The sequence below is a fragment of the Aquicella lusitana genome, assembly GCF_902459475.1.
Lineage (GTDB): Bacteria > Pseudomonadota > Gammaproteobacteria > DSM-16500 > DSM-16500 > Aquicella > Aquicella lusitana.
The window spans coordinates 62,834-79,593 of the sequence record NZ_LR699116.1 but is presented as its reverse complement, the minus strand read 5'-3'; the positions used below and the strand labels follow the sequence as shown (position 1 = coordinate 79,593).

Here is a 16,760-nt window from a genome sequence, read left to right as displayed (position 1 = left end):
ATGGACAAAGTAACACAAGTTAGATTGCAAAGCATGATGCAAATGTCAGATAAAGTAAGAGCAAACGATCTTCTTAAGTTGTTAGAGCATTTTAAAGACAAAATCAAGGTTTTGTCTTTAGACTGTTTTGATACTTTAATTTGGCGTAAAACAGCATCGCCAAAAGACGTTTTTTTTGATTTGCAGCAAAGACATTTCTTTCAATCAATGGGATTTAACGCTTCATTGCGTATTAGCGCAGAAGGTAAATCTAGACAACTTTCGGCGTTAAAAGGCAAGGGCGGTGAAGTAAAATTAAAAGATATTTATGCTGATGGTTTTCATGAACTAACTCAAGAACAGATTAATGATCTAGTAAAAGACGAATTACTATCCGAAAAAAATGCTTGTTTTGCATTTCCTCCTGTCATTGAATTACTGAAAGCGGCAAGAAAGACAGGGATTAAAGTTATTATTGTTAGCGACACTTATTTTGAAGAATATCAACTTAAAGAAATGCTATCATTCTTTTTGCCAAAAGACGCGTTAGAAATAATTGACAAGATATTTTGTTCATGTGAAGTGGGAAGATCTAAAACATCAGGTATATTTTATGATGTGATTCAGTATACTCGATGTTCGCCAGAACAGATATTGCATATAGGTGATAATCCGGTTGCCGACTACCTTATGCCTAAGGCATTTAAAATCAATGCATTTCATTTTATTCACCAGGATGATTGCATTAAAGACTTAATTCGACTTCAAGACACAGCAGCTAAAATAATTGACCCGAGTATAAATTCAGTAAAACCATTATATTCCCCTTTTCGTTGTGTATTTTCATTGCAATCCTTTAGTAAAACAAACCCTGAAAAATTTATTGGCTATGCGTCGCTTGGCCCGATTATGTATTCATTTGCACATTTTCTGTGCAATGAAGTCACAAAGCTAAAAGAGAAAAACAAGAATCCTAAGGTATTATTTTTAATGCGGGATGCCTATTTGCCTTCTATGGCATGTGAGACTTATCTCGGTAGCGAGATAGGGAAGCGGGTTCGAATTAGCCGTTTTGCTTCATATGCGGCATCATTTATGACACCTGATGATATTGATAGTTACCTCATTGAGATTGGAGCCACAAATCGGTTTCATGACGTAGCTAGGCAGCTGCTTTTACCAGAAAAAGTTTATGATCCTATTATTAGAGTGGCGGAGCACAGTAAAAACCCTGCATCTGAATTTATGAAGCTCATCCGCAGAAAAGATATTGTTAAAATTATTCTCGCTAAATCAGAACAATATCGATCAAGATTAATTAAGCATCTTGACAAGCAGGTTGGCCTTGAAAAAGGCAGCACACTGGTTCTGGTGGATTTAGGCTATAGTGGCACGGCACAACGGCGGCTCACACCCGTTTTCAAAGCATTAGGAATTGACGTGGTAGGGCGTTATTTGCTTTCTCTGCGTGTCCCGGGCTGGGAAGCAAATCGTTGTGGTTTAATCGACCCATCATGGTGTGATGATAATGCAATGTTAACAATCGTATTTTATATTACGTTGCTTGAGCAACTTTGTACTTCGAATGAAAGAAGTGTGATTGACTATGACGAAAACGGAGATGCAATTTATTCAGATATTATCATGGGTGACCAGCAACATCAAAAATTAATTAACATTCAATCTTCATGCATCCAGTTTGTAAAGGATGCGATCGAATTTTTCAGACTGGCTAATATGACTCTTTCAAATGATATGCTTCGCCAAACAGCAATGACCGAGTTGTGCAGAATGATATTCCTACCGACAGAATGGGAGCTTGATTACCTAAAGACATTCCAAGCGGAAATGAACCTGGGAACGACGGATATTTTACGCGTATTTGACCCAGAACAAGGCCTTTTAGGATTACGCAAACGTGGTATGTTTTACATGGAAAAACCATCTAAGTTAACCCGCACAAATTATCCTGCAGAGTTGAGAACAGCCGGCATTGAATTTGTTTTGTCCTTAATTGCACAGCATCGTTTTGGTCTTGATTTAAAATTAAAGGACATGGTTTTAAGAAAGGAACCCATTCAAGTAATGTTTCAACAGGGTACAGAAGTTTATAAAACACCAACCGAAGCCGTAGCAACCCACGATGGTTTTTTCTCAGTATGGCTACCTGCCAACCTTAAGACATTTATTTTGCTTGGCGAGCGATACGAATGGATTCAAATAGAAAGCGCTGAATTTATCACGATGGATGCCTTTGTGAACCAGAATGAAGCGCAAAATACTATGGACGCATTTAATTTTATTAACTTTGATCAAATTGAAAACAAAGGTAATAATTTATATAAATTAACTTCATCAACAAGTTCAATTAGCTTCAATCCTATACCAAGTGCAAATGCCAATGAATATGTGTTCCGTATTGTCTATAGACCAATAATCAAGCGAGCTGATCATATTGCGAATCCAAGTGAAACCATTCAATCGCAGCAAATGGGAGTTCAAGCTAGCCATTCTATATGTTAAAATGCATTAGTTCCGATCTAATCTGACACTTGCTACTTGAAAAAAGTAAGGTTACCCGTTTTGATAGTTATGTCGAGTAAAAATCAAAACATTAAAGAGGTAACCTTATGTACGAGTGTACGCAAAAAATCATTAAAAACAAGGTCGGTCTGTTAAATTTGGCAGAAGAGCTAGGGAATGTATCAAGAGCCTGCAAGGTAATGGGCTTCTCCAGAGATACGTTTTATCGTTATAAATCAGCAGTTGAGCAAGGAGGCATTGAGACCTTGTTCGACAAGAGCAGACGGCAGCCAAACATCAAGAACCGCACCGATGAAGCTACAGAGAATGCTGTATTGGACTATGCCATTGAGTACCCCGCGCATGGTCAATTAAGAGTCAGTAATGAGCTTAGGAAAAGAGGTGTTTTTGTTTCTCCTAGCGGTGTTCGTTGCATCTGGCTAAGGCATGATTTGGCATCATTTAAACAGCGTCTAACCGCACTGGAAAAGAAATCTGCCGAGGAGAACTTAATTCTAACTGAAGCACAACTGGCCGCGCTAGAACGCAAAAAAGACGATGATATGGCCTGCGGTGAAATTGAAACAGCACATCCTGGCTATCTTGGTTCACAAGATACCTTTTATGTTGGCAATCTCAAGGGTGTTGGGCGCATTTATCAGCAAACATTTGTTGATACCTACTCCAAAGTGGCTCATTGCAAGCTATATACCACAAAAACACCGATTACATCTGCTGACCTGTTAAATGATCGTGTGTTGCCATTCTTTGAAGAACAAGGCTTGGGCTTGCTGCGCGTATTAACGGATCGTGGCACTGAGTTTTGCGGCAAGGTAGAGCAACACGATTACGAGTTGTATTTGGCGCTCAATGATATTGAGCACACCAAAACGAAAGCTCAATCACCCCAGACCAATGGCATCTGTGAACGCTTTCATAGGACGATTCTGAATGAGTTTTATCAGGTTGCTTTCCGAAAGAAAGTTTACACAACTATTGACGAGTTGCAAAAAGATCTGGATGATTGGCTCGGTTATTACAACAATGAACGCACACATCAGGGTAAAATGTGTTGTGGCCGAACTCCGATGGCGACATTGATTGATGGTAAAAGAATCTGGAAGGAAAAAGTTGATAATCTCAACTTGAACTGACAGTAAAACCGTAACTGAAAAACGGGTAACTGTCAGATCAAGTCGGAACTTTTACAGTTAAAAAACAAACTACATTTCCTGCTTTTCGAGCGCAGCTTTAAATTGGTTTACCCACGTTTCGTCTATGTTGCAGCGTAACACCGGGATATGTATATCCTTGTCTCCATTATTTAGACTGAGATGATCTCTGATTTTAGGCAGATAATGAGTTAAATTTGGTACAGTTAAATCAGTCTCTTTCCCTTTTTCATCATTAATGCGAACTTGTAAAATTTCTTTAAAAAAAGAATGCTTTTCAAATAATACCATTTCTTGATTTGACATTGGCCCGCCTTGATAGTCCAGCGTTTTTTTACTAGCTGCCGATAGTTGTGCAAAATACTTTTCTTTTTTTGCTGCCAAATACCGTTTCGCATCAACATGATTGCCAATCAGTAAGGCAACTTTTTTTGAAAACCCCCAATCATAAACTAGTTTGGCTCCTATCCATTCATGATTGACCGTGCCTAGGTCTGCCATTTGCAAATGCTGATATTCTGAAGCAAAATGACCTATGTCATGAAATAAGCAAGCTAAAATGACATCATTAGAGTGGCCTGATTGTTCAGCGAAATAAGCGCATTGCAGTGCATGTTCCAATTGCACGGAGCAGCAATGCAACTATTGCTGGCAGTGCGCCGGTTGCCAGCAATATTCTCCATACCTCTAGGTGAGGATAAATATTATAGATTCCCAGAGCGACTAAAACACCAATGGGCGATGCTGCGCAATTAATAAACATTGCTCCAGCAATTAGCTTATTAGATTTGTTTTCAGGTATCATTTCTGCCAAGTAAGCTGCGCAAATCGGATAATCTGCACCAACGCCAAAACCAATCAAGAATCTGAATACGCAAAGTGAAGTGGAATTCCATGCAAATGCGGATAGCAGGGCTATCACTACAAAAAACACTAGATTGAAAATTAGCAGACTTTTTCGCCCAATCATATCAGCCAGTCGTCCGATTAAAATCGCACCTAAACATGCACCGATAGGCGCGGCTGCTTGAGTCAGGCCAATCAAAAATGGATTCGGGTGGTAAAGCGCATTAATAAACGGTTCGGTAACCGAGCTTATATATAAGTCATATCCATCAATAAACAATCCTAGCGCACACACAATCCAAATATGAAAAACTAAACGTTTACTTTTGTATTCATCCATGAAAATGCTGCATTCCAGACTAAATTTGCGGATAGTATAGGTCTTTTATTGCCATAAACAAGAGGCTCGCAGCTGCAAATTTGAATCGAATGATTGATATGTTTAAAATATAATCTTCTCTATGGTAAATATGTAAATGATAGGCAAATAAATTAGTTTAGAAAATTTTATGCTTTTCAATTTCTGTTTAGATAAGATGTAAAAGTTCCGACTTGATCTGACAGTTACCCGTTTTTCAGTTACGGTTTTACTGTCAGTTCAAGTTGAGATTATCAACTTTTTCCTTCCAGATTCTTTTACCATCAATCAATGTCGCCATCGGAGTTCGGCCACAACACATTTTACCCTGATGTGTGCGTTCATTGTTGTAATAACCGAGCCAATCATCCAGATCTTTTTGCAACTCGTCAATAGTTGTGTAAACTTTCTTTCGGAAAGCAACCTGATAAAACTCATTCAGAATCGTCCTATGAAAGCGTTCACAGATGCCATTGGTCTGGGGTGATTGAGCTTTCGTTTTGGTGTGCTCAATATCATTGAGCGCCAAATACAACTCGTAATCGTGTTGCTCTACCTTGCCGCAAAACTCAGTGCCACGATCCGTTAATACGCGCAGCAAGCCCAAGCCTTGTTCTTCAAAGAATGGCAACACACGATCATTTAACAGGTCAGCAGATGTAATCGGTGTTTTTGTGGTATATAGCTTGCAATGAGCCACTTTGGAGTAGGTATCAACAAATGTTTGCTGATAAATGCGCCCAACACCCTTGAGATTGCCAACATAAAAGGTATCTTGTGAACCAAGATAGCCAGGATGTGCTGTTTCAATTTCACCGCAGGCCATATCATCGTCTTTTTTGCGTTCTAGCGCGGCCAGTTGTGCTTCAGTTAGAATTAAGTTCTCCTCGGCAGATTTCTTTTCCAGTGCGGTTAGACGCTGTTTAAATGATGCCAAATCATGCCTTAGCCAGATGCAACGAACACCGCTAGGAGAAACAAAAACACCTCTTTTCCTAAGCTCATTACTGACTCTTAATTGACCATGCGCGGGGTACTCAATGGCATAGTCCAATACAGCATTCTCTGTAGCTTCATCGGTGCGGTTCTTGATGTTTGGCTGCCGTCTGCTCTTGTCGAACAAGGTCTCAATGCCTCCTTGCTCAACTGCTGATTTATAACGATAAAACGTATCTCTGGAGAAGCCCATTACCCTGCAGGCTCTTGATACATTCCCTAGCTCTTCTGCCAAATTTAACAGACCGACCTTGTTTTTAATGATTTTTTGCGTACACTCGTACATAAGGTTACCTCTTTAATGTTTTGATTTTTACTCGACATAACTATCAAAACGGGTAACCTTACTTTTTTCAAGTAGCAAGTGTCAGATTAGATCGGAACTAATGCAGATAAGATATCAGCGAAAATGGCACAAACTGGATTGACTGTTATGCCCAGCAAGCAACTTGATTGAGTATTCTTTTATCTGCATAAAATATAACCGCGCTTTTCTCTGGTACGAGCAATTTTTTCAATTGTGCTATGGGCTATTTCATAAGATGGACAAGGCAAATGAACAATACGACCAGAGGCCTTGTTAATACCGCCCCATACTTTTGTAATGACCCAATCACCAAATAAATCTTGCGCTAGAATAAGGCAATAATAACGTTTTTTATGCGTGTTCTCCCAACGATACGATGCTATCATTTCAGCAGATTCTTCTCCAAACTTAAGATTGTTTTTTGTCTTAAACTGAAAAAACTAACTAATGGCAGCTCAATGAATCATGCATTATAGCTAGGAATATCAGCTTAAGTATATGTTTTTATTATTAAATCTTTGATAACTTTTTGGGCACCCTTTCATCCTATGCGCATATTTTATTTGCTGTAATGCGCTTAGCACAGTGCAATATGCGTGATATCCATGCTGACGTTTATGCGTGAATTAATTCAATTTAGAATGTCAATTATTTTAGCTTTAAACTAGGGTATTTCCCTATATTGTGTAGCTAATCAATAAGTGTCAAGATGTAATAAATAGCTTAATTTTAAATAAAATCAAAAGAAATTTATTCTAAATGATCGATAGCAAATAAAAATGGAGTTTAGAATGAATGGTAGAACATGGGTGTTAGTTGCGGATTCAACGAAGGCGCGTATTTATACCACATACAAGGCAAAGTTATTTATGCCTCAGGCAAATGAAAACGACTTAAAATTACTTAATGAATACAAGCATCCGGAAAGTCGCAAACATGATAGTCAACTTGTTAGCGACAACAGTGGTCGCTACCGTGCAACGGAATTTGGATCGGATACCTATGATCCACCAACGGATCCTAAACGTTATGAGGAAGATCGATTTGCTTTTCAGTTGAGTAAGGTATTGCATGAGGCCTATTTGGAAAACGAATTTGAACAACTTATTTTAATTGCATCGCCTGTTTTTATGGGCATGCTTAATAAACATATTTCTCGTGCAAACGGTCTACAAAAATCGGTAGCAATAACCATCGAGAAAGATTATACCAGCTTGAATGAGAGGCAATTAGTAAAACAATTACAAGAGCATTTATGAAGTTGTTAACATCAATGTATTCACCAATTATTTGACAATAAACTGAGTTACTTTTCATTCATACATTATGAATCATTCAACGAATATTTTTCGTCTATTCCTCTGCGGGGATGTTATGACCGGAAGAGGAATAGATCAAATACTCCCTCACCAAGTTGAACCAAGGCTCTATGAACCTTTTGTCAAGGATGCTCGGGAATATGTATTCTTGGCAGAAAAAACAAATGGTAAGATAACTTATCCAGTCGCAATGGATTATATATGGGGGGACGCTTTATTGATTTGGCGACAATTTCAACCCGATGTAAAAATTATTAATCTTGAAACTGCTATTACCCAAGCTGGCGATCCCTGGCCAAATAAGGGTATCCATTATCGTATGCATCCTCTTAATATTGCTGTTTTAACTTCTGCCGGCATTAATATTTGTGCTCTCGCTAATAATCATCTTTTAGATTGGGGTTATAAAGGTTTAAAAGAAACGCTTGTGACATTAAAATCAGCAGGAATAAAGTTCTCAGGCGCAGGCGAAAACATAACCCATGCTATGCAACCAGCTATTGTCGAGTTAATTTTGAATAAAAGAGTATTGGTGTTTTCAGCAGGTACTCCTTCGAGCGGGATACCTTCAGCCTGGCAAGCCTCAGCTCATCGTTCGGGAGTTTATTATTTACCCGATTTAACTATAAAGACGCTGACGCATGTTGCTGAAAACATACAAACGTTTAAAAGGTCAGGCGATTTAATTATATTTAGCATTCATTGGGGAAGTAACTGGGGACATGAAATTCCGGATTCCTTTCGTTCATTTGCTTATGGCTTAATCGATATTGGCAAAGTAGACGTCGTATTTGGCCATTCATCACACCATCCGCGTGCTATCGAAATGTATAATGGGAAACCCATATTTTATGGCTGTGGTGATTTTATCAATGATTATGAAGGGATTAGCGGATACGAGGAGCATCGAGATGACTTACCTTTAATGTATTTTCTTGACTTTGACGCTATGTCATTGCAGTTTGAAAAAATGACATTAATTCCTCTACAAATTAAAAAATTTAGGTTGCACCTTGCAAACAAGCGTGATGGTGATTGGGTATTAAAGACATTAAATGAAAGTGCTCCATTTAGTGTCCAATTTGACACATACGGCGAAAGGCCGATTTGCTTCGTCCAGCGTGTGAGATAAATCAACCAGCTGCTGCGCGCCGGTTGCATAAGGAATGGCTTTACCAATGCGTTATTTCAAGGTATTTTTAACGGATTAAAGTTGGCGATTACCATATAGGGTTAGTGGCAATTTTAGTATGAATGCTCGATGAAACAAGGTGGTTGCATGTGCAGTGAAACGGTTAATACAGATAGAATACATTTTTCGCCAGCGGATGGAAATACTATTGTTGTAGTACAGCCTTATGATATGAATCAGTATGATTTGGCCATTGCTCAATGCTTAAAAATGCTTGCTCAGCAACAAAAAGATGCATTGCATGAAGCAGCCAAGTTCTTTCTAGGTTCTTCCTATTTTTTAGAGCCATTGGGCGAAGGTAAAGACGCGAAATATTCTCAAGAACCTTTATATAGGACGGATAAATTTGATTGCGTTTCCTATGTGAATACAGTGCTTGCCTTGATTCATGCAAAAAATATTGTGCAATTTCGTAAGAATATATTAGCAATTCGCTATAGTAAGTCAGAAATCGGTTATACGAACCGAACTGATTGGTTTACAGACTTAGAATGGATTCCTAATACACAGCAGCTGAGCTGGATAAAAGACGTCACTGAGAAAATTGTTGATATGGCCGGGCAGCCTATTAGATTAATTGCCGAAACAGCTATTGATAAACCCAATTGGTATAAGGTAAGACCGTTAAAAGCGATGCATCTATTGGCACCTCTCCCTGACCCTTCGAAAGCCAATGTTTTGCTCACTCAGCTACAATCGAACAGTGGCCGTTTTCAGGCGCGATCAAGTCAATTATCCTATTTACCATTGAACAAGTTGTTTAACGCGGATGGAAACGCGAATACTTATTACTTTAATCAAATACCTCCAGGTTCAGTAATCGCTATCGTTCGACCAAATTGGGATATTCGGAATCATTTTCCCGGTTTTCCAGCGGGCTATGGTACAAATTTAAATGTTTCACACTTAGGATTCGCCATCCGCACGGGGCAAGATCTTATGTTTTATAATGCTTCAAGTATTCATGGCCGGGTGGAAGCGGAGCCATTAACGCAATATTTACAAAAATATATCCATAGTCCGACTATCAAAGGAATCCATATTGAACAGATCATTTACTAAGGTTTGGCCATAACCAATAACCGGATTGGGAGGCAAATGCAATCAACTGTGTCGTTATCGTATAGTTGGATTGAATGATAGCTTCAATCAAGAAACTTCTTTTGTTACTAAATCGGCACCATGATCTGGCGCACTCACAACACCGGGAAAAAATGGCCGAATTTTTATGATGAAATCATAAGCCATTAGTAATGCACCCATTGCAAAAACAACATCACCCGGCGTTCGTAGCCATTGCCATAACAATGTCGTGTTATAAAATTCTAAACTTCTTGAATGGGCAAATCCGTGTTGGTAAACATCCATTAATTGTGACCATCCTATTGGAAAAAAATTAAGTACGATCCATAGAATCAATCCAAAATTATATAACCAAAACGCCCATTCACCGAAACGGTCACTCCATGCAAATCGATTCCCCGTTGCGTAGCGTAAACAAAAATATACTAATCCTAAAGCCAATAAGCCAAATGCACCAAATAAGGCTGTATGAGCGTGATTCAAACTGAGAAAAGTACCATGTTCGTAATAGTTAATAAGAGGAGCATTTAATGTACCGCCGCCAAAGACACCTGCGCCCACAAAATTCCAAAATGCAGCGCCTAAAATGTATAAATAAGCTAAATTGTAAGCGAATATTCTTTGTTTTCTGATTAACTGTAGCTCTTCAATAGCATCAATGATTAGCAGTGTTAGGGGTAACACTTCGATAAAAGAAAACATCGTACCTAGCGGAACCCACATATCGGGTGTGCCAGTCCAATACCAGTGATGCCCAGTGCCAATTACTCCGCCAAGAAAGATTAAGATGGCTTCAAAATAAACCGTTCTCTCTACTAATCGTCGAGAAACTAATCCCACTCCCATCAAAAGATAAGCAGTCGCACAAACTGTAAAAAATTCGAAAGATTGTTCTACCCATAAATGCACGACCCACCAACGCCAAAAATCGGTAATTGTGAAGGATTTTTCAATTCCTGTTAAAGGGATCATTCCAAAGCAGTATAAAACCGCGACATTGATAGTGCTTGCCCAAAATAAATGTTCGAGATGTATGTGGCCAGTCCAAAATTCAATGGTAGCTTTTTTAAGACTTCCCCAAGTTGGCCACATTCCTCTAAAAACAATGAAGCTCCAAAGGATTAATCCAAGGCAAAAGCCAATTTGCCATAAACGCCCTAACTGTAAGTAAGATAAACCTTGGTTTCCAATCCAAAACCACGCCCTATCAATAAATCCCATAATTCCAAGATAGTTGCCAATAATGGCCCCTGCAACAATAAAAAGGGTTACCCAAAATAATAAATCAACCAGAGTACCCTGCCATTTGGCTTCCCGACCACTAATAATGGGAGCAAGAAAAATGGCAGCACTTATCCACGATAATCCAATCCAAACAATAGGTGTTTGAATATGCACATCTCTTAAAAAATTAAATGGCAAAAAAGCACCAATGTTTATACCGTAAAAAGCCTCACGTTCAGCATAATAATGAGCCATTAATGCCCCTACTAAAATTTGAGCAAGCAACACTAATGAGACGATAATAAAATATTTACCAACCTTTCTTTGACTAACGGTTAGCGGCTTAAATTCCAGTAAAAAAGGGGTTTTGATTCCCACATCTGGTTCGCTTAAGTACCGATGATAGATATATAAAACTACGCCAAAACCAAAAAAGACGAAACAGAAAGAAATCCAAGTCCAATAGAATGTTTGGTTTGTTGCAACATTTCCCACGCTTGGCTCATAGGGCCAATTATTTGTATATGAAAAATCTTTTCCAGGCCGATTTGCAACCGTTGTTAATGATGAATAAATCAAGAAGTCGGCAGTTTGTAAGGCCGAAGTTTTATTTAAACTGTATGCTTTTGTCCATCCTTTTTCATAATCATGATTAAGAAGATGTTGAGATATTTCTGATTGAAGCTGTTGTATCGCTTTTACCACAGGAGGGGATAGCACTAAATTTTGTTGTGTAAGATCGAGTTGTTTTAATGATCTCTGCATTTCTAGTTGAATTTCATATCGATTCCCAATAGATAAATTTTGCAAAGGGGTAGAAAATTTTTGTATTGCTAATTCATTTTCAATTAGTTGTCCTAAACGTACTAAGTATTTGGCAGTATAGTCTTCGCCAAAATAGGATCCCATGCCATAGATGCTGCCATAGTCCATTAAGTCAGCGCGCTGAAATCCTGCTTTTCCTGCTGTAATATCTGTATCGGTCATTAAGACTAAACCAGTACTTGATAAAAATTTTTGTGGCAGAGGAGGGGCCAGCTCATAGGTTTTAAATGTTCCCCAGGCTATGAATGCGAAGCATACAATTGCTGTGATTAAAAGAGTCCACTTTAATACATTAGAGACGGGATCATCTTCCGCAGTTCCTTTTAAGGATATTTGAGCAACGTTTGACATCTTATGCTGTCCTTGCAATAGATTTTTGATAAAAGCTATGAAACCTACTTTATGTTAAAACAATGAAAAATTCAATTTGTTATAGCTGTGCTGCAGCGGTTGGCTGGCAGCAGGTATCGTAGATACTATTGTCAGTAGGGATGAGAGATGATAAAAAACAATTCTTTCAGCTAACTGTACACTATTTCCCCGCGTCAACATCCTTATTGACGGGGAAATAGTTACTCTTCCAGTTACTATTTATTAGGCCACAGTTTTCTAATTTTCTCCGCCTTTATTTCTTTAATCAAATTTAAAATAATTTGAATTTTAGGGTTATCCGTTGGATCGGGGTCGGCATTCGTTTCATTCTCAAGTAATTTTTCAATATCGATATTGTATTTTTCTTTGATATAGGAATCATCTTTGATGAGTTCAGATAACAATTTTTTTATATCATGATATTCGTTTGAATTATTCATATCAGCGGGTAAAAAATCATAGAGCACTTTTTTTAAATTCCAATATAAAATCATATCAGGCGTTTTTGCACTATAGAGCCCACTAACAAAATTAATATCAATAATGTTAAAAATATTCCTATATTTCCCTCCATTAATATCAGATATTTTTAACTCAAATAGTTGGCCGATTTTAGGCAGAAAATATTCATAAAGGAAATTAAATTGTGAGGATGGTAACAAGTTCCCCCAATAAACATGGGCTGCTATATCATGCAAGGATGTTGGCAGAGGTCCAATACGCTTGTCGTGAATTTTTTTGGGGTTGGATTTTTTGACATGAGGTGAATAAAGGCTAACAGGATGAAAACCTTTTTGATGCATTAAATATAGCGTCGATAAATTAATACTACCAAAAACAGGGGCCATTTTGATAGGTAATTCAGGATTTAATTTTTTTAAGAAAAGATTGATATAAGCAACAGATGGAATATAAACATAATTTTGACCTTTAGCCAGTACTGGAAAATAGCAAAGAGTTCCTTTCAAGAATGAGCGAGCTTCACTATCTTTCATTTTCGGCATTAAAATCCCGACAACATTTTTTTCTGCATCAGGAAGGCGATCTATCTCCTTTTCAAATTCTGCCAGATCAAATTTTTTCCCAGGAAATTTCTTGCAATACGCCATTGATAAGGAATATAAGAATTTAGATTTTATATCTTTTTCGCCAAGAGAAAATAGTTTGATTTCGCTTAATATTTTTATATCTTGATCATCTTTTGAAACATCTTGTTTTTTTGTGAACTGCATTAATATTGCTAATTTAATATTAATTTCCAAAAATTCATCTATTGAAATTCTGCGTTCCCTAAGAAGGGCTAATGAAAAAATCTGGCACAGTGGATTTGTATAGATTGAATGATCAATATTATTTAAATTCTGTCGTAATGTTTCTAAGCCCTCTTCATTTTCTTTGATAACTTGCTCGACTAATTTAGGAATTTCAACATTTCGACTAACAAATTGTAAGACAGAGTCATAATCAGATTGATACTGAAAATGGTTAAGTGAAGAGGTGATCATATGATCAATATTATCTTTCTTAAACATAATTAAGTAATTTTAAATTAAGATGATTAAAATTAAATTTATATTTGTAGTATAACAAGATTTTTCTACCTGAGGTGGGATTGATCAGTAATAAATTCCCATTTCAGTAAGCTTGCACCATACTCCATTTCCCAGTCCTGCTTCAACGCTATCAAGACCATTTTTAACCTAGGGTATAAATATCATATTGATTTATCTCAATTTATTCATTAGGCTTGCCGCCTCGTTTGTAGGGACGAACAACAATGAGCCCGAATCCAAACAGCCGCCGGCCAATGATACTGATGTGGCACCCACAGAGCCTACAGAAAACGAACCGCCTGTTATCGCTAACCGTGCCAGCCTGCCTGGAGCGCGACCCAAATAGTAATACCGTGTTCAAATGTGTGAGGCCTTAAGCCGTAATAGAGCGTGCGTTAAAAATCCCTGTTCGCGGAAGACGCACGTCGCTGTTGAGGAGACTTGATGCATCGACTACGCTTCAACAAATGTAATGTTTGTTTTCTGATTTAAGCCAGTGCAATGTGATTTATATTTACGCCTAATCTTGAGTGATTTTTGTCAATGAATAACGACCTGTTAATGCCTTGACTTTACGCCACAACGAATCAGGAATCTTACCGCGTTTTTGGCAGGATAGACGCCATTGATCAAAGTGTTTTTTAACTTCATTTAATGTTAAATTTGTCTCGGGTGTAATAGAATGTTGCATTGTTTCAGCCTCCAAAATGTAAATCCAAAGGCTGTAAGGTTAGAATTTAATGGCGGGAATTGTCACGCAGGCTTGCCGAAAGGTCACTTATTACATATAGGTAATTTCAAATTCCTATAAGTTAACTCTATGATTTATAAGAAATTAACAAATATATTAAGACGGCTGTGAAATCAAGCAGCTTGCGCTAAACTAGCAAGACCGTATCGATTTTGGAGCGCCCCATGCAAACAACAAAAGATTTAATTAAACAATATTATGATGCATTCAATCGACAAGATATGAAGGCCTTTTTAAATTGCCTTAGCGATAATGTAGTTCATGACATTAATCAAAGGGGTTGTCAAAAAGGTAAAGATGCTTTTTCCAAATTCATGGATCATATGAATCATTGTTATAAAGAAACAGCAATGGATTTAGTGATTATGGTTAATGAAGATGGCTCTCGCGCTGCGGCTGAATTTATAATTGAAGGTACTTATTTGGTAACTGATGAAGGCCTACCTGAAGCAAAACAACAGCAGTATCGATTGCCTGTCGGTGCTTTTTTTAGTATTGATGACAACAAAATTTCGCGCGTGACCAATTATTATAATATGCAAGATTGGCTAGATCAGGTTACTAAACAATGAATAAGGATTTAAGAATATTGTGCTTAAAAGGTCAGGATATCCTTCCATTTATCCCTGAATTGGCGAGACTAAGAATCGAAATTTTTAAATCCTATCCATATCTTTATGATGGTGATTTGGATTACGAATACAATTATCTTAATACTTATGTGCAATGCAATGAAAGCATTATTGTATTAGCGCTTGATCATGGTAAAGTTGTCGGCGTATCTTCTGCCATTCCTCTTGAATTCGAAACAATTGAATTTCAAAAACCATTTTTAGAAAATGGTATTGATATTAAAAATGTATTTTATTTTGGAGAATCGATACTGCAAGCTGAATACCGTGGACGTGGTATTTATCGACATTTCTTTGCGGAGCGTGAAGCAGCAGCTAAAAAATATGGTTCTAAATTAACTGCATTCGTAGCAATTGAAAGACCCAGCGATGATACAAAAAAGCCAAAAGATTATGTTTCCTTAGATTCAGTGTGGAAGCATTTTGGCTATGAAAAGCATCCTGAATTGTGTATGTACTATGAGTGGAAAGAAATTGGTGAAGCATTTCAAACCCCAAAGCCGCTTATTTTTTGGTTGAAGAAGTTATGATTAGAATTGCATGCAGTCAATATCAAATTGAAGAATTGCCTGATTGGGAAAGATACGTTGTTAAAATTGAAAAATTGGTTATGGATGCAAAAAAAGATGAAGCCAACATTCTACTGATGCCCGAATATTCTGGCATAGAAATAGCATGCAAAAAATTTAATACCGACGGAGAATTATTTGAAGCACTACAGCCTCTTATTCCAAAATATATCGAGCTTTACCAGAAATTAGCGCAAACGTATGAAATTTATATTCAAGCGGGAACAATCATCGAAAAAATCAAATCAGGTCAATTTATCAACCGCGCTTATATTTTTAGTCCGAACGGTGCGTATGAATATCAAGATAAATTGCAGCTGACAGAGTATGAAAAAAGCATACATTTATTACAGCACGGAGATAAACAAAAAATCTTTGAAACATCATTAGGAAAAATTGGCATTGCAGTTTGTTATGATAGCGAATTCCCAGAAATCATCCGATCTCTTGTCCAACATGGTGCTTCAATCATTTTAGTACCAAGCTATACGACTACTCTTGCAGGTTATAATAGGGTTTTTCTTTCTTGTCGCGCTCGCGCTATTGAAAATCAATGCCATGTCGCTATTTCTTTCGTCATAAATGAGGTTAATTTAAGCGGAGAGTTTGACCATGCCTATGGTCAAGCAGCCATTCTTGGGCCGGCAGATATAGGATTTCCTGATGACGGTATTATTGTCCAGGGACAAATGAACCAACCTATGCTTGTTACTGGAAAATTTTCTTTAGAAGCACTAACTTTGGTACGTAAAGAAGGACAAGTACACAATTTTGAAGATTCAGTGCGGTTTACTCAGATTAACAAAGAAGAAATGAGATTTGTCCTCTTTTGATCAGGATTGGGCCGAGCCTCAGGATGATACCGATAGACGGGTTTTCATGAGCTCTCGGACAAGGTCAACAGAATCTAGAGTAATTGAAGTGATTAACAAATTATAGTTAAATATCAAATAGATTGTATTACTCTCTCCACTGATTTCTATCAACCGGCTAAAAAGGCAAAAGAATGCGCTTGAGCCTAATCTGCAAGCGTTACTACTTTAAACAACCGGTTAGGGT

Annotated in this window: 16 protein-coding genes; 9 read left to right on the top strand and 7 right to left on the bottom strand. The window is 37.6% G+C overall.

Annotation, left to right across the window (positions count from 1 at the left end):
* Complete coding sequence (locus tag AQUSIP_RS11740) at nucleotides 1–2,502, top strand: HAD family hydrolase (protein ID WP_114835327.1); 2,502 nt, start codon at nucleotides 1–3, stop codon at nucleotides 2,500–2,502.
* Nucleotides 2,503–2,609: 107 nt separating this feature from the next.
* Nucleotides 2,610–3,656: an IS481 family transposase gene (locus AQUSIP_RS11735; RefSeq protein WP_114835537.1), complete on the top strand. Its 1,047-nt coding sequence runs from the start codon at nucleotides 2,610–2,612 to the stop codon at nucleotides 3,654–3,656.
* A gap of 69 nt (nucleotides 3,657–3,725) precedes the next feature.
* On the opposite strand, the gene AQUSIP_RS11730 is transcribed toward AQUSIP_RS11735, so the two are convergent.
* The 4 genes from AQUSIP_RS11730 to AQUSIP_RS11715 all read right to left on the bottom strand — a co-directional run bounded on the left by AQUSIP_RS11730 (nucleotide 3,726) and on the right by AQUSIP_RS11715 (nucleotide 6,567).
* Nucleotides 3,726–4,301: an HD domain-containing protein gene (locus AQUSIP_RS11730; protein WP_232058706.1), complete on the bottom strand. Its 576-nt coding sequence runs from the start codon at nucleotides 4,299–4,301 to the stop codon at nucleotides 3,726–3,728.
* The gene (locus AQUSIP_RS11725) at nucleotides 4,261–4,860 is read right to left on the bottom strand and encodes an MFS transporter (protein ID WP_114835534.1); all 600 of its coding nucleotides are present in this window, start codon (nucleotides 4,858–4,860) and stop codon (nucleotides 4,261–4,263) included. Before AQUSIP_RS11725 ends, AQUSIP_RS11730 begins: the two co-directional genes overlap by 41 nt.
* 253 nt (nucleotides 4,861–5,113) lie before the next feature.
* Nucleotides 5,114–6,160: an IS481 family transposase gene (locus AQUSIP_RS11720; protein ID WP_148326101.1), complete on the bottom strand. Its 1,047-nt coding sequence runs from the start codon at nucleotides 6,158–6,160 to the stop codon at nucleotides 5,114–5,116.
* 179 nt (nucleotides 6,161–6,339) lie between these two features.
* Complete coding sequence (locus tag AQUSIP_RS11715; protein ID WP_114835407.1) at nucleotides 6,340–6,567, bottom strand: WGR domain-containing protein; 228 nt, start codon at nucleotides 6,565–6,567, stop codon at nucleotides 6,340–6,342.
* 405 nt (nucleotides 6,568–6,972) lie between these two features.
* Here AQUSIP_RS11715 and AQUSIP_RS11710 point away from each other — a divergent pair, with 405 nt between their 5' ends.
* The 3 genes from AQUSIP_RS11710 (at nucleotide 6,973) to AQUSIP_RS11700 (ending at nucleotide 9,754) form a co-directional block, all read left to right on the top strand.
* Entirely contained in the window at nucleotides 6,973–7,440 is a 468-nt protein-coding gene (locus AQUSIP_RS11710) for a host attachment protein (protein WP_170131891.1), read from the top strand.
* Nucleotides 7,441–7,507: 67 nt separating this feature from the next.
* Nucleotides 7,508–8,632 carry a CapA family protein gene (locus tag AQUSIP_RS11705; protein WP_114835405.1) on the top strand — a complete coding sequence of 375 codons (1,125 nt, stop codon included), beginning with the start codon at nucleotides 7,508–7,510 and terminating at the stop codon, nucleotides 8,630–8,632.
* Between the two features lie 147 nt (nucleotides 8,633–8,779).
* A complete protein-coding gene (locus tag AQUSIP_RS11700; RefSeq protein WP_170131890.1) occupies nucleotides 8,780–9,754 on the top strand; it encodes an N-acetylmuramoyl-L-alanine amidase-like domain-containing protein in 975 nt (324 codons plus the stop codon).
* An 87-nt stretch (nucleotides 9,755–9,841) separates the two neighbouring features.
* Here the strand turns inward: AQUSIP_RS11700 and AQUSIP_RS11695 are convergent, their stop codons facing one another.
* Together AQUSIP_RS11695 and AQUSIP_RS11690 are read right to left on the bottom strand one after the other, a co-directional pair.
* Entirely contained in the window at nucleotides 9,842–12,175 is a 2,334-nt protein-coding gene (locus tag AQUSIP_RS11695) for a nitric-oxide reductase large subunit (protein ID WP_114835403.1), read from the bottom strand.
* Nucleotides 12,176–12,411: 236 nt separating this feature from the next.
* Nucleotides 12,412–13,728 carry a hypothetical protein gene (locus tag AQUSIP_RS11690; RefSeq protein ID WP_148326100.1) on the bottom strand — a complete coding sequence of 439 codons (1,317 nt, stop codon included), beginning with the start codon at nucleotides 13,726–13,728 and terminating at the stop codon, nucleotides 12,412–12,414.
* Nucleotides 13,729–13,915: 187 nt separating this feature from the next.
* On the opposite strand from AQUSIP_RS11690, the gene AQUSIP_RS11685 reads away from it, so the two are divergent.
* Nucleotides 13,916–14,095: a hypothetical protein gene (locus tag AQUSIP_RS11685; RefSeq protein ID WP_114835401.1), complete on the top strand. Its 180-nt coding sequence runs from the start codon at nucleotides 13,916–13,918 to the stop codon at nucleotides 14,093–14,095.
* 174 nt (nucleotides 14,096–14,269) lie between these two features.
* On the opposite strand, the gene AQUSIP_RS12400 is transcribed toward AQUSIP_RS11685, so the two are convergent.
* Complete coding sequence (locus AQUSIP_RS12400) at nucleotides 14,270–14,440, bottom strand: hypothetical protein (protein WP_170131889.1); 171 nt, start codon at nucleotides 14,438–14,440, stop codon at nucleotides 14,270–14,272.
* A 224-nt stretch (nucleotides 14,441–14,664) separates the two neighbouring features.
* Here AQUSIP_RS12400 and AQUSIP_RS11680 point away from each other — a divergent pair, with 224 nt between their 5' ends.
* From AQUSIP_RS11680 to AQUSIP_RS11670, 3 genes are read left to right on the top strand one after another with little or no spacing between them, the layout of a single operon-like run.
* Entirely contained in the window at nucleotides 14,665–15,072 is a 408-nt protein-coding gene (locus AQUSIP_RS11680; RefSeq protein ID WP_114835400.1) for a ketosteroid isomerase-related protein, read from the top strand.
* Entirely contained in the window at nucleotides 15,069–15,662 is a 594-nt protein-coding gene (locus tag AQUSIP_RS11675; RefSeq protein WP_114835399.1) for a GNAT family N-acetyltransferase, read from the top strand. The genes AQUSIP_RS11680 and AQUSIP_RS11675 overlap by 4 nt, the downstream gene beginning before the upstream one ends.
* Nucleotides 15,644–16,534 (top strand): nitrilase-related carbon-nitrogen hydrolase, encoded by an 891-nt coding sequence (locus AQUSIP_RS11670; protein WP_170131888.1) that lies wholly within the window; start codon nucleotides 15,644–15,646, stop codon nucleotides 16,532–16,534. The genes AQUSIP_RS11675 and AQUSIP_RS11670 overlap by 19 nt, the downstream gene beginning before the upstream one ends.
* The last annotated feature ends 226 nt before the right edge of the window (nucleotides 16,535–16,760 follow it).